The organism is Sulfurovum iocasae (assembly GCF_047716765.1).
Lineage (GTDB): Bacteria > Campylobacterota > Campylobacteria > Campylobacterales > Sulfurovaceae > Sulfurovum.
This window is the reverse complement of sequence record NZ_CP180410.1, coordinates 164,623-178,431: the sequence shown is the minus strand read 5'-3', so window position 1 is coordinate 178,431 and position 13,809 is coordinate 164,623. Positions and strand designations below refer to the sequence as shown.

Here is a 13,809-nt window from a genome sequence, read left to right as displayed (position 1 = left end):
GATAACGTAGTAATAGATATTATCACTCTGTGGCATCAGCTTACCTCCATAATAATATCACCGCTTTTAACGATATTTAAATTTTTTTCTATATTTTTCACATCACTTTCATCAGAAATGATAACAGGTGTGATAATATCTTTAGCATGTTCACGTAAAGCATCTAAGTCTACACGTATGATCTCATCACCACAAACAACTGTATCTCCCTCTTTGGCAAGACGTTCAAATCCTGCTCCGTTCAGGTCTACGGTATCCAGGCCTATATGTACCATTACCTCTAAGTCTTTACTGCTTCTGATACTGTATGCATGGTTTGTTGAAAATATTTTTGTGATCGTTCCATCTATGGGAGCTGTAAAAACATTTGATACAGGAATAATAGCCACTCCGTCCCCTACAAGTTTTTTGGAAAAAACTTCATCATTCACACTTTCAAGTGCTACGATTTGACCATCTGCCGGTGCTTTTACTTCTCTTACTTTTCTTTTTAAAAATCCGAACATTTTTATCCTTTGTTTTCTTGTCTTTGATATTTTATTTCACCATCAACAATAGTCGATATGATACTAAATTTTTCATCAAAGATGACTATATCAGCATCATAACCCACTTTGAATTCACCCTTTTTTAATCCTAGTTTGTGTGCAGGTATTTTTGTTACGGCATTGACAGCTTCGACAACTGTCATAGAGGTGAGAGTTGTCATATTTTTAAGTGCATCATTTAGTTTGAGTACCGATCCTGCGAGCGTACCATCTTCAAGGATTGCCTTATTAGCCTCTACCATTACTTTACGTCCACCCAGATCATAGGTGCCACACTTCATACATCCCGCACGCATCGCGTCAGTGATGAGTAACAGTTTATCTTTCTTTACCTGATGCACAAGTTCCAGTGCAGAGGGATGCGTATGAACAAGATCAGCGATAATATCACAGGTTACCTCTGAGTCAAAGACTGCTCCGATTATGCCAGGTTCTCTATGATGATAAGGGTTCATTGCATTAAAGAGATGGGTTGCATGAGAGACCCCCCAGGAGAAACTCTCTTTACTTTTTTCATAACTTGCATCACTGTGCCCAATACTTAAAATGACATGAGGGTATTGTTCTGACAAATATTTTATAAAAGATTCGGCTCCCTCCACTTCAGGAGCAAGTGTGATCATCTTTACTTCATTCATATAATCATTTATCAATGCTCTATCAGGTGCTTGTATATATGCTTTATCTTGTGCTCCATGTTTAGAGACATTAATAAAAGGACCTTCAAGATGTACACCCAATATCTGTGCACCAGTCACATTTTGACCATGAAGTTGAATGTTTTGTAAAGCATTGTCAATATGCACTTTGGACATGGTCATGGTAGTGGGTAAAAAAGAAGTGGTACCTGTTTGGAGTAAAGTAGAAGAGATAAGTTCTAATGCTTCTGGCGTTGCATCCATAACATCTGCACCCCCGGATCCATGGATATGCAGATCTATAAAACCGGGACTGACATAATTACCATTTGCATCTATCACTTCTATATTATCAAGATTTACATTATCTGCGATTTTGACAATAGATTTGTCAAATAGAATTATTTTCCCTTCTATTATCTCATCTTGATAAATTAACTTCGCGTTGACAATGGCATTCATTTATTAACCTTCGTCGTCTCTTAATCTCTCTTTAAGTACCCTCTTAAGTACTTTACCTGTAGCATTTTTAGGAAGCTCGTCAATGAAATAAATATGTTTGGGTACCTTATAATTCGCAAGATGTTCACGCAGATACTTTTTGAGTGCATGTTCATCTACACTCTCTGCCTCTTTATCAAGTTCTACATAAGCTATAGGAACCTCTCCACTATTCTCATCAACGATACCGATCACTGCTGATGCACCTACACCATCATAAACATCTATGACCTCTTCTATCTCGCGAGGATAGATATTGATTCCCTTAGAGATGATAAGATCTTTTTTTCTATCTACAATAAACAAGAAATCTTCATCATCCATGTATCCCATATCACCTGTAAGTAACCAACCATTGACGATCGTCTCATCCGTTGCTTCAGGACGACCAAGGTACCCCTGCATGACATTGTCACCTTTGACTATAATGTCACCTATACCCCCGCGTGGAAGCTCATTCATATCATCATCCACAACTTTCATCTCGTAACTATGCAATGCTGTACCCACAGAACCTGCCTTCTGTTTTTTAAAGGTGTTCATACATACAGCCGGACTTGCTTCACTCAGTCCGTACCCTTCAAGCAGCGTAGCACGTTTAAACTTCTTTGCCATAGCATCAAGTGTTTTTGGTTGCAAAGCTGCCGCACCCGATATAAATGCACGAAGACTGTTGAACCACATAAAATACCAGGGAAGTTTAGCTTTTGCCAATGCATTATATACATCAGGGATACCAAAGAAAAGTGTCACACGTTTTGTCAATGTCTGTTTAAAGATATTTGAAAATGGTTTAAGTGATTTTATAATGACTATACTCATACCCACATACATAGGGAGCATTACCCCTATAGTAAAGGTAAAAGAGTGGAACATTGGCAAAAATATAATACCCCTGTCTTTAGGTTTTACCTTTATCGTCATCGCTCCGGACATAGCATTGGAAAAGATATTTTTATGGCTTAACATTGCCCCTTTAGGCTTACCTGTAGTCCCTGACGTATAGATAATGACTGCCGTATCTTCAAGTGTTCTTTGTCTATGTTCTGCATGTGTATCTGATTTGAGAGCTTCTTCAAAATGCAGATGTTGCTCTCCCTCAACTAACTCTTCGCCTTCCCACAAGATAAACTGACAAAGTGAACTTGCCTTACTACTGTTAACTACTTTGTCATATATGGCAGAAGCTACCAACAGAGAACTGCCACTATCTTCCAAAATATAGCTAAGCTCTTCCTCTTTTAAAAATGTATTCACAGGTACGAGAATGGCCCCTAACTTTGAAGCAGCAAAGATCGTATAGATGAATTCTGGAGAGTTACGCAAAAAGAGTGAGATCTTATCACCCTCTTTTACACCTTTCCCTGCCAAATATCCAGCAAGTTTATCTACTTTTTCCAAGATGTCACCATAAGTGATCTTCTCATCATCAACAAGAAGCGCAACTTTTGATCTGCGCTTCTTTGCCTGGAATGTTATGAGTTCATAAAAGTTATTAAACTTATACTCCATCTTAGAACTCGTATGCTATACCTACAGTAGTTAAGTATGCTCCACCTTCACTAAATCCACCTTGTGGTATACCATCGTTTACCCCCGGTGCAATAGTAAGAGGCTCTTTACTATCATAAAGGAATGCAGCACCCCAAGAGAGTTCTTCTGTTTGTTGATAACGGAATCCCATAGAAAATATTTTAGCATCACTGTCAGGTAATTCGAATCCTAATGTTTCAACAGGAACAGGTGTTTCGTCGATGGCAAAACCCATCATCATAGTTATTTTATCCAGTTCTATGGTTGCTCCAAGTCTAAATGTATTGGTATCTTGCCAATCTCTGGCAATAGGAGTATCAAATACTGGTGTTAATGGTCCAATATTAGCTCCACCATACTCAAAGTCCAATGTTTCATACGCTGACCAGTAGGTTCTCTCATAATTAAATTCCAGGGTAAACTTATCATTCCAAGTTTTTGAAATAGCAATATTCAGTGCAGCAGGCAAAGGAACTGATACGCTTGCATCACCATTATAAACTGTATTTCCTCCTGCAGAAAGAAGCGCTGTTCCTTCTTGATCTAAATCTATATTAGAACGATATGTTACAGCCATATTGATATCATTTGTAGGTTTATAAGCTAAAGCCAAGTTATATCCAAACTCAATAGTATCTCCCTCCATATCACGTGCAATATTTGCCATAGGATTACCAACTATAGCACTAAATTCAGCACCATTACTCTTAACAATTCCTTCACTATAAATTAATCTTATTCCCCCACCAATACTAAAATTATCTGCTATTTTATAGGAAAGGGAAGGGTTCAATTCTACGATCCTTAATGTAAATTCTTCTGCTGTTAGTTTCTGAAATGGTGTCTCCCATCCTTTTGTTAATCCACCTGGAGCAGTCATACTTACACCCCATCTAAAATCACCTATAGGCTTGGAGACATAATGGAAAAATGGAATTAGAAGATCTTCTACTTCTGACTCTCCGCTATAAGGATCCATCAACGTATAGACATTCGACGGCAAGTGCGCTAAGGTTATACCACCTTCTACATACCTTTTTTCAGCATTCATAAAACTCATATTTGCAGGGTTGAAGTACGCTGTATCTGCCCCTGTTGTGTGTGCTACATATGCTGCAGCCAATGCCATAGAATTAAGTGATTGTTCCGGAATCTTATATCCCCCTGCCATTACAACTGAACTTGCTATAGCACTTAAAGCCAACCCTTTTACTATTTCCCCCATAATCTTCCTCCTAGTTTTGTTTTACTTTTCAATCAATGCATATAATGCTTTGATCTCCTCTGCCCAAATTGACTCATCAATTGTTTCCAAGACAAGTGGTATGTCATCCATACGCGAGTCATTCATTATAAATCTAAAAGCATCCCAGCCTATCTCCCCCTGACCTAAAGAGTGATGCCTGTCTACCCGTGAACCTAATTTAGGTTTGGAGTCATTAAGATGCATTCCCATAAGGTATTGCGAACCAACGATGCGGTCGAATGCACTCATCGTTTCATCATAGGCTTCTCGTGTACGCAGGTCATACCCTGCAGTGAACGTATGACATGTATCCAAACAAACACCTACTCTACTCTTGTCTTCTATTTTATCTATGATATGCCCAAGATGTTCAAACTTATATCCAAGGTTGCTTCCCTGTCCTGCTGTGTTTTCTATCACCAGTTTTACGTTAGAATCCTTGGTAGCTTCTATCGCTCGATTCATAGACTCTGCGATCACGTCTAGACAATGTAATTCTGCTTCCATCAATTTATCATCATACTGCGGATCTTTTTTAGGGATCTTCACCAAGTGTGACCCTGGGTGAAAATTCAGCTTATCTAAGCCCAATAGTCGGCATCGTTCAAGCTCATCTATAAATGCATCTCTGGACTTCTCCAGCTTTTCTACTTCCGGATGTCCGAGATTGATAAGGTAAGAGTCATGAGGTAAGATATGTTTAGGCAAGATCTTAGAGAGTTCAAGGTTTTTATGAAAAGCATCGATGGTTTTAGTCTCTAAAGGTTTAGCCACCCACTGTCTTTGGTTTTTAGTAAAGAGTGCAAATGCCTTAGCTCCTATAGCCATAGCATTGAGTGGTGCATTATCTACTCCACCGCTTGCACTTACATGTGCTCCAACAAATTTCATCTAATCCATCCTCTTTACTCTGATCAATATATCATTGATTGTATCACGGAATATGATCTGCTTATTTAAAACACTATAGTCTATGTTATATTTATCTTCTTTTATAATCTTTTGTGTAAAGCCGTTACGGTTTTTTTCTAAGCCTGCACTATGCATGATAGGTTTTCCTCTAAATATCTCTTCAAGCACATCTTTGGGATAGCTGGCACTTAATACTCTTTGATTGAATTCCTCTTTGCTCATACACTCCAAAAGACTCATGCAGACTTTATCTTGTGAGATCATCAACTTCATCAAAGCTTGTCCGCTTCCATAGATCTCTACTTTCACTTCATCACTGTTCTCATAGACAAACCCCATGTCTGCATACTTGAATGTAGGTGTTTTAAACATGATAAATGCTGAGTTTTGTTTGACATATTCTTTTGGAGCACAAGCATTAAAGAGAAAACCAATAATCAAAAATAAAATGATCCGACTAAAATTCATCTGTTTTTCCTTATTTTTAGACAAATTATACACTATTTAAGAGATTTTTAAGCACCCTGTTTATATAATGCCGTCCACAAGTTATATATGGCCCCATCGTCTAGCGGTTAGGATCCATGGTTTTCATCCATGTTACAGGAGTTCAAGTCTCCTTGGGGTCACCATTTTAAAACTTGTAAACTTTTCAATATTAGTGGCCCCATCGTCTAGCGGTTAGGATCCATGGTTTTCATCCATGTTACAGGAGTTCAAGTCTCCTTGGGGTCACCAACTTATTCTATAAAAATTTATCAATTTTTGCTATCATATCCTTATACATTTCAGTACATCCCCTATTTTTGTATCTGCAACTATCACATTAGGAAAAGGCAATATTTATGAATAAACCATTTATAAAACTACCCAAGCTCACACTTAAGGCACTATTTGACTACAGTACCGAGACCTATGCAGATCGTCCTGCTGTTCAATTTGTAGATGCTGAGCCCATCACTTATGCACAGCTTGCACAAAATGTCGAAATCCTCCAAGAGATGTTACGTACATACGGAATAAAACCCGGTGACAGAGTTGCACTCTATAGTGAAAATATGCCCAATTGGAGTGCGATCTATTTTGCAGTGACAACGATGGGAGCAGTTATTGTACCTATTTTGCCGGATTTTCATACCTCAGAAGCAATGCATATTGCTATCCATGCAGAGTGTAAAGCTGCCTTTATCTCACAAAAGCTCTTTGAAGTGATGCTGGATGAGATACAACCCCCTGAAATGAACCTGCTTGTGATCACTGATAATCTTAATATCCTCAAAAAATTGTCAACACCTTCTACTGTGGACAAGGTATTAAAAAAAGGTGGGGAACAGATCTCAAAAGCGATGGAAAAACTTGGTAAAGAGAACAAAGAAGATGAGGAAACCATCATCGATGAAGAAGATCTTGCCGCCATCATCTATACTTCTGGTACCACAGGGAATTCAAAAGGGGTAATGCTCAGTCACAAAAACCTGGTCTTTGACGCAACAGCTTCACAAAAAGTTGTCGATATCTTTTCAACAGACCGCTTTCTCTCCATTTTGCCACTCGCACACACCTATGAATGTACTGTAGGGATGATCGTTCCGTTCCTCAATGGTGCTTCCATTCATTACATCCAAAAGCCACCAACCCCAACCATACTGATCAAGGCCATGTCAACAGTAAAGCCTGACTTTATGCTAACCGTACCCCTGGTCATAGAGAAGATCTATAAAAATAAAATTCTGCCTAACTTTCAAAAAAACCTACTGATCAAAATGCTTTATGCCATACCCTTCGTACGTAAAAAGCTCAATAAAATTGCAGGTAAAAAACTTATAAAGACTTTTGGTGGAAAAATTCGTTTCTTTGGTGTAGGAGGAGCAGGTCTCTCTCCTGCTGTTGAGAAGTTTTTACGTGAAGCCCAGTTCCCCTATTGCATTGGCTATGGACTGACTGAGACAGCACCCTTCCTTGCCGGTACCAACCCAAGTAAGACAAAATATAAAGCCATCGGTCCGGTGATCCCAGGAGCAGAACTTGAACTTCGTGATCAAAATGAAGAGGGTATCGGTACACTTTGGGCACGTGGTCCCAATGTCATGATGGGGTATTATAAAGACCCGGAAAAAACAGCTGAAGTCATTGATGAAAATGGGTGGTTCAACACTGAAGATATTGGTTATCTTGATAAAGATGGATACTTTTTCATGAGTGGGCGTGCCAAAAACATCATCGTAGGATCTTCTGGTGAGAATATCTATCCTGAACAGATCGAAGCAGCCATCAATACCCAAACATTTGTTGCCGATTCACTCGTCTATGATGACAAAGGGACTCTGACTGCACGTATTCATCTTGATTATGACAAGCTTGATGAAATACTTGGAGTGAGCAAAAAATCTGAAACAAAGATGCATGCAAAAGTGGATGATCTACTTGAAAGGATCCGTCGGGAAGTCAATGAAAATATTTCTGCTTTTTCACGTATTCGAAAAGTGATCGAACAGCGTGAACCATTTATTAAGACACCGACTAAGAAGATCAAACGTTATCTTTATGTTGAAGCATCATAGCACTTATTGTCACAGTGACTAAATACCTAAAACTTGCACTTGATCTTGGAATTGATGAAAATATCGCTAAATCTTAGCAATAATATCTTCAAACTCTTTAGTAATACTCTCTTTACTTGAACCCTCGCGATACTCTATCACATGAATGAAAAGAGTGTCATCTTTCACATCAAGCGTTAATGTCCCTGGTGTGAGAGTGATAGAGTTAGCCAGTAGAAGCTTTTTCCATTCACTCTTTAACTCTGTTTTTACTGCGACAATTGCAGGTGAAAGTTTCATATCTTTACTTAGTGTTCTTTTTGTTATTTGTAGATTTGAAATGATTATATTTTTTAGCAAAACCAAGATATAAACTCCAAGCCAAAAAGGGTTGATAAACTCAAACGTATTGTGAGTAAAAAGTTTTGTGTAGAGTAAAGCAATAGAGAAACTTACAGCAGTACCAAGCAAGATGTTTGGCATCTGAAAATTTGATGTCAAGATAAGCCATACACAAAAGAGTAATACAGTCCAAAATAATAATCTACGACTCGACATTTAGTGTCTCCCTGCCTTGAATTTCACATAAATCATTTAGTGATTTATTGCACTGCATTTTAATCCTTGTAATTCTTATCATCTTTGCCCCTTGTTCTTTGGCATATATAAAAAGTCACTGGCATGTTTGCTGACATTCATATAGTCATCTTCAAGCTTAAGTGAATCTGGTGGGCAAACATCAGTGCAAAGCGAACACCAGCAACATCTTCCATAATCTATACGAGGGATACACTGTGAAGCATTTTTGGCATTGTACTCTTTATCTGTTTTTATCATATCTATCGCATTATTCATACATACATCTTGACAACTGGCACAACCTATACAATCAGCCAAAAAATTTGTATGAAAACCACGGTAACCTTTTGCTGTCTCTTTTTTTACAGCTGGATAGGGTATGGTATTTGGCTTTTGAAAAAATGCACCCAAGATACTCAGTGGGGAGAGTGTTCCTTTTATATCAACAGACCATTTCATAACATGCTCCTATCTCTCTATCTCAGGGGGACAAATTCCAAGTGAGTTCAGGATAAGTGCAACATCACTAAGCTCTGCTCCCACCAAAAGATCTTCCAAGAGTGTGTATGCATGAACAAGGGAAGGACCTCTTACCTGCATACGGCGAATATTTTCACTTCCATCACCAGCCATATAGTAGGCAAATTCACCTCTTGCACTCTCAACTTTTACCCAAGTATCATCTTTTGGAAGTTTAAATTTTCTATGCGCTGGCATTTTTATCATCACTTCACCCTCAGGCATTTTTATTATAACTTGCTCTAGGATATTTATACTTTGGTTCATCTCTTCTCGTCTCACTAAGGCACGGGCATACACATCACCAGCAGTTTGTATAGGAACCTCGAATTCTAATTCATTATAGACCAAATAGGGTGCATCTTTTCTTACATCAGCTTTGATGCCGCAAGCACGAAGTACTTGACCCACATAACCATTTGCAATTGCTTCTTCTTTTGAGACAATTCCAACACCAATCGCACGGTTTTTAAAACTGGCATTGTTTATAAAAATATCATCATAGTCTTTTAGTCGTTTTTTCATGTATTTTAGAAGTTTTGATACTCTTTCTAAAAAGCCCTCAGGCAGATCTCGTCTCACTCCCCCGGGGTAAATATACATATGATATACTCTTGCCCCTGTAAGCTCTTCAAACAGATCTAAAATCAAATCTCTATCTGCAATAGCCCATTGCCCAACAGCATAAAGTCCTATGGAGCCGCTTTGCCCTGCCATCCATAAAAACTGAGCAGCTAAACGTGATAACTCTAAAACCATTACTCTAATATATTGTGCTCTAGGTGTTACTTCCAGTCCGGCCAACTCTTCAACAGCCATAGCAAAGTTTGCTTCATTCGGGTCTGGTTCAGGAACACAGATACGACAAACGATCGTGAAAGCCTGAATGACTGTTCTTCTCTCGATCAGCTTCTCAAAGCCTCTATGAAGATAACCCACGTGTGTAGTGGCTTTTTGTATCGTCTCACCTATAAGGTCTAGCTCTACGGACATATTTCCCGTGATACCCGGGTGTTGAGGCCCATGAAAGATGGTTATATGTTTATTCTCCATCTTTAACCTCCTCATCCTTAAGTTTTTTGGCCTCTGCTTCCTCTTTTGCCTTTTTAGCAGCCTCTTTCTCCGCTTTTTTTAGTGCTCGGAGTCGCTTACTCTCTGCTTTTGTGTCTACATTGTCATCACGACCTTCTCGAAATGTAAGATGATTGTTTACAAACTCTAAAGTGTCAAATTCTCGTCTGAGTGGTGGAGTATGTATCCAGTTCTCTAAACTCAACTCTTTTAAGTTATCATTACCCATAAAATCAATCCCAAACATTTCATGCAGATCCCTCTCCATGATCTGTGCCTGTTTAAACTCATGGCTTAAACTCTTGGCATGTGGGCTTTCTCTATTTATCATCGTCTGGATCATAAAAGTATGTTTTCTATCCAGTGTTGTGAGCATATAAGTAAGTGAAAAATGCCCCTCTTCTATCCAATCCGTACAAGTGATGGCATTGAGTGTTTTGTAATCATATTCATCTCTTAACATGTGGATAAGTTCAAAGAGCCTATCATACCTGACACCGACTTTATAGAGGTCATCACGTTTGACTTCAACATCATAGGTTGCAAAATGGCTTTTTATCTTTTTAAACATTAAAGCCCTCCATCATATAAATACCAATCCGCCTCATAAGAGGGTTCAACTTTTTTACCCAAAACTGCTTCCTGATTTTTTCTATAAAATTCATAGTTATTTTCATACTTTTGCCAAGAAGATGCTTTTCCTTCTCCTATCTCTTTTTGAAGTTCTATAAAACCTTCTAAAATACTCTCCGGTCTAGGCATGCAACCGTTTACATACATATCAACAGGTAGATAGTCTTCAAGCTTTTTTATGGTGTTATATGAGTCCCAGTACATTCCACCATTGACCGTACAGGAACCAAGGGCTAGAACATATTTTGGATTTGACATTTGCTCATAGGTTCTGATGATTCTTCTCAGCGTTTTGTAAGAGCAGTAGCCTGAAACAATGATAACATCCGCTTGTCGTGGAGTGGCTGCCCCTCTGATCCCAAGTCTCTCTGCATCATAACGGCTTGTAAAAGTGGGTGGCATTTCAATGGCTCCACAGCCTGTTCCATAGGCTAATACAAAGATGCTTCGTTTTCTAAACCAGTTCATCAAAAAATCCACACTGCTTTTGTGTGAAGTGTCAGAGTTTAAGTCACCCTCTAAAATATGCTGTTCTTGTAAAAATCCCTCAGTCATCTTTAACTCCAAGTCGCCAAAATAAGTCCTACTATGGCTATAGCAGTAGGTACTTTTAGTAAAAAATCCACACTTTGCGGTGTTTTAAATCTTCCATACATTGCCCCAAATGATATAACAAACAAAAAGAGTACAAATGTTTTGAGTGTGAGTTCTAAAAAGCCATCCGCACCACCCAAAAAGAGATGCACCATCAAGACCAGCTTTGCAAAAGTAAATATGGCACTCTGACTCATAAGCAGTGCTAAAAACTTCCCGGAAAACTCAGATGCCGGACCAGAATAGACTTCAACCGGCGCACCAACCACATCAAATGGAGCTTGTCCCATCATTCCGATGAATGAAAAAAGTGCTCCAATGAAAAGTAGTGGATAGGCAAAGGCATTAAAAGTTGTTTGGCTTGATGCTATGGTAGCGATATCTGCACTGCCACTCAGGCTCATGATGGCTATAACAGCAATATAAAAAGGCATCTCCATAGCAAACAGACGAGTAAGTCCACGAGTGACTCCCATCACACCAAAAGGATTACCGGCAGTTCCAACGCCAAGGGCATTTCCTAAAGGTCCCAGAACCAAGAGATAGAGAACCAAAAAAAGATTTCCATAAGGGCTGAGACCACTGAAACTGCTTCCAGAGCTGAAAAACGGTATAAAAAAGAGTGTCATGATCGCGCCACTCATCATGATGATCGGACCGAGGTAAAACATCCAACCGTGTGAAGTACTATCTTCTTTTAAAAAGAATTTGATCGAATCTAAAAATGATTGCCACACAGGAGGACCAAAACGACGCTGAAATCTTGCAGTGATGTTTCGGTATAAACCGTAATATAAAAAGCCAACAAAATAGGCTACCAAAAGCATTAGAAGTAAATCAATCACTATCATTTTGAGCTCCACCATAAGAGGATGATCACAAAGAGTATCGCTATATTAAAATTCAGTGATAAATTACCAGAGTATATTTTTCTGAAAATCTCCGAGAGTGACAGTGTTTGTCTTGCGATGAAGTCATAAAAATATTTACTGGAGTTTTTAAGTATAGTGTTTATAAACCTCACTCTTTTTAACTCTTTACCCATACTGTAACCGTAGTGAAGATGCGTAGCTTTATTTGGCTCTTCCCCACAGTAGGCTATGTCAAAACGATCTTTTGCTTCTTTCGCTTTTGAGCGAAGCGATACAAAAACAAGTAAGACTAAAACAAAAATAGCAGCAAAAGCACTCATAACAATAAAACCGTTATACTGGGCATGTGGCGTTATGAGTGTTGCAGTATCAGTGAAGGTTATGGTTTCCAGGTTTAACTCCTCCAAGATCCTATTAAAGTATGGCACCACCAGGGCAGGGAAAGTACCTAAAACAATTAAAACAAGAGATAAAATATATTGAGGCATTAAAAATGAGAGGGGAACTTCTTTAACACTCTCCAGTTTTTTGTTTGTCGGATGACCTAAGTAAATTCCATAGATGAGCTTGTAAATGTATAAAAATGCACTGGCACTGGAAAACATAACAGCGGATAAAACAAGTAAGTATTTAGCATCCAAGAGTGAAGTGTAGATCATAAATTTAGAAGCAAACCCACCCAGAGGAGGCATACCTGCCAGAGTTATAATGCCTATAAGCAGGAGGACGAATGATTGTGGCATTTTATATATGAGTCCACCAAGTTCACTGAATTTTTGTCGTCCTGTGATGAAAATGATCCCCGCCACATTGATAAATAGTAAAAGTTTTACAGCAGTGTGAATAAGTGAGTGATACAGTGCTCCCCCCATCCCATCAGAGATACCAAGAACAGTCACTATGTAGCCAAGTTGGGCGATAGAAGAGTAGGCTAAAAGTCGCTTTATACTATCTTCCTGAATGGCTTTAAAAGTTGCAATAATGGAGGTCAACACTCCTATAGTAGCGAGTCCATACGTTACACTTACTACATGAGAGGTAAAGATAATAAGTGCATAAACTCCCATTTTTGAAAGCACTGCTGAGAGAAATGGAGTGAAGATACTGTGTGACTCTTCATACGCATCTACCAACCAGTAATGAAAGCCTATCGTTCCAAGTTTTACAAAGATGGAAAACATCATTAAGGCTATGAACACTGCACTTTGAAGTTGGTTCATTGCATTAAAACTCTCTCTTGCATCTGAGTATAAAAAGCTTTGACTTGTTGAGTAGAGTAGGAGTATAGCTATAAAAAGGCTCAGTGCTGAAGCCATTGCAAAGATGATGTATTTGTGCAGTGCCTCTTTGCTTAACGTAAAGGAGAGCAGAAAGTAAGTACTGATACTCATAGTCTCCCATCCCATAAAGAAGAGTAAATAATCATTTGCGTAAACGATAAGGAATAGTGAAGAGGTTAGGAGTATAAGCAGTGCATAAAAACTTTTTGTGAGTTTGTACTTTGGCGTTAAAAACGAAACCACAACAAATGAAGAGGCTATAAGCAGTGCGAAAAAGTTTGCCAGGCTTGTTGCTTTAAGAGAAAGAACGATATCATTTAGCCCAAAAATCGTTAAATCCATT

The 13,809-nt window shown here is 38.6% G+C and carries 14 protein-coding genes and 2 tRNA genes; 3 read left to right on the top strand and 13 right to left on the bottom strand.

Annotation, left to right across the window (positions count from 1 at the left end; genetic code table 11):
* Nucleotides 1-35 precede the first annotated feature (35 nt).
* The 6 genes from ACLHDG_RS00955 to ACLHDG_RS00930 are packed head-to-tail and all read right to left on the bottom strand — an operon-like array spanning nucleotide 36 to nucleotide 5,846.
* Nucleotides 36-506, bottom strand: coding sequence for a PTS sugar transporter subunit IIA (locus ACLHDG_RS00955; RefSeq protein ID WP_415407123.1), 471 nt, complete (start codon nucleotides 504-506; stop codon nucleotides 36-38).
* 2 nt (nucleotides 507-508) lie between these two features.
* Nucleotides 509-1,648 carry an N-acetylglucosamine-6-phosphate deacetylase gene (nagA, locus tag ACLHDG_RS00950; RefSeq protein WP_415407122.1) on the bottom strand — a complete coding sequence of 380 codons (1,140 nt, stop codon included), beginning with the start codon at nucleotides 1,646-1,648 and terminating at the stop codon, nucleotides 509-511.
* A 3-nt stretch (nucleotides 1,649-1,651) separates the two neighbouring features.
* On the bottom strand, nucleotides 1,652-3,199 hold the full coding sequence (locus ACLHDG_RS00945; protein ID WP_415407121.1) for a long-chain-fatty-acid--CoA ligase: 1,548 nt from the start codon (nucleotides 3,197-3,199) through the stop codon (nucleotides 1,652-1,654).
* A gap of 1 nt (nucleotide 3,200) precedes the next feature.
* Nucleotides 3,201-4,445, bottom strand: a complete 1,245-nt coding sequence (locus tag ACLHDG_RS00940; protein WP_415407120.1) for an OmpP1/FadL family transporter — start codon at nucleotides 4,443-4,445, stop codon at nucleotides 3,201-3,203.
* A gap of 21 nt (nucleotides 4,446-4,466) precedes the next feature.
* Nucleotides 4,467-5,357, bottom strand: a complete 891-nt coding sequence (nfo, locus tag ACLHDG_RS00935; RefSeq protein ID WP_415407119.1) for a deoxyribonuclease IV — start codon at nucleotides 5,355-5,357, stop codon at nucleotides 4,467-4,469.
* The gene (locus ACLHDG_RS00930) at nucleotides 5,358-5,846 is read right to left on the bottom strand and encodes a hypothetical protein (RefSeq protein ID WP_415407118.1); all 489 of its coding nucleotides are present in this window, start codon (nucleotides 5,844-5,846) and stop codon (nucleotides 5,358-5,360) included. It abuts the gene before it with no gap.
* An 89-nt stretch (nucleotides 5,847-5,935) separates the two neighbouring features.
* Here ACLHDG_RS00930 and ACLHDG_RS00925 point away from each other — a divergent pair.
* The 3 genes from ACLHDG_RS00925 to ACLHDG_RS00915 all read left to right on the top strand — a co-directional run bounded on the left by ACLHDG_RS00925 (nucleotide 5,936) and on the right by ACLHDG_RS00915 (nucleotide 7,939).
* Nucleotides 5,936-6,010 (top strand) — tRNA-Glu (locus ACLHDG_RS00925).
* Nucleotides 6,011-6,041: 31 nt separating this feature from the next.
* Nucleotides 6,042-6,116, top strand: a tRNA-Glu gene (locus ACLHDG_RS00920).
* Nucleotides 6,117-6,223: 107 nt separating this feature from the next.
* The gene (locus ACLHDG_RS00915) at nucleotides 6,224-7,939 is read left to right on the top strand and encodes an AMP-binding protein (protein WP_415407117.1); all 1,716 of its coding nucleotides are present in this window, start codon (nucleotides 6,224-6,226) and stop codon (nucleotides 7,937-7,939) included.
* Between the two features lie 66 nt (nucleotides 7,940-8,005).
* Here ACLHDG_RS00915 and ACLHDG_RS00910 read toward each other — a convergent pair whose 3' ends face one another.
* The 7 genes from ACLHDG_RS00910 to ACLHDG_RS00880 form a co-directional block, all read right to left on the bottom strand.
* Complete coding sequence (locus ACLHDG_RS00910) at nucleotides 8,006-8,476, bottom strand: Na+/H+ antiporter subunit E (RefSeq protein WP_415407116.1); 471 nt, start codon at nucleotides 8,474-8,476, stop codon at nucleotides 8,006-8,008.
* A gap of 78 nt (nucleotides 8,477-8,554) precedes the next feature.
* Nucleotides 8,555-8,956: a 4Fe-4S dicluster domain-containing protein gene (locus ACLHDG_RS00905; RefSeq protein WP_415407115.1), complete on the bottom strand. Its 402-nt coding sequence runs from the start codon at nucleotides 8,954-8,956 to the stop codon at nucleotides 8,555-8,557.
* A gap of 9 nt (nucleotides 8,957-8,965) precedes the next feature.
* Complete coding sequence (locus ACLHDG_RS00900) at nucleotides 8,966-10,069, bottom strand: NADH-quinone oxidoreductase subunit D (RefSeq protein WP_415407113.1); 1,104 nt, start codon at nucleotides 10,067-10,069, stop codon at nucleotides 8,966-8,968.
* Nucleotides 10,059-10,658, bottom strand: a complete 600-nt coding sequence (locus tag ACLHDG_RS00895; RefSeq protein ID WP_415407112.1) for an NADH-quinone oxidoreductase subunit C — start codon at nucleotides 10,656-10,658, stop codon at nucleotides 10,059-10,061. Before ACLHDG_RS00895 ends, ACLHDG_RS00900 begins: the two co-directional genes overlap by 11 nt.
* Nucleotides 10,658-11,275: an NADH-quinone oxidoreductase subunit B gene (locus ACLHDG_RS00890; protein ID WP_415407111.1), complete on the bottom strand. Its 618-nt coding sequence runs from the start codon at nucleotides 11,273-11,275 to the stop codon at nucleotides 10,658-10,660. Before ACLHDG_RS00890 ends, ACLHDG_RS00895 begins: the two co-directional genes overlap by 1 nt.
* A gap of 2 nt (nucleotides 11,276-11,277) precedes the next feature.
* Nucleotides 11,278-12,165, bottom strand: coding sequence for a respiratory chain complex I subunit 1 family protein (locus tag ACLHDG_RS00885; protein ID WP_415407110.1), 888 nt, complete (start codon nucleotides 12,163-12,165; stop codon nucleotides 11,278-11,280).
* Nucleotides 12,162-13,808, bottom strand: coding sequence for a proton-conducting transporter membrane subunit (locus ACLHDG_RS00880; RefSeq protein WP_415407109.1), 1,647 nt, complete (start codon nucleotides 13,806-13,808; stop codon nucleotides 12,162-12,164). The genes ACLHDG_RS00885 and ACLHDG_RS00880 overlap by 4 nt, the downstream gene beginning before the upstream one ends.
* Nucleotide 13,809 lies beyond the last annotated feature (1 nt).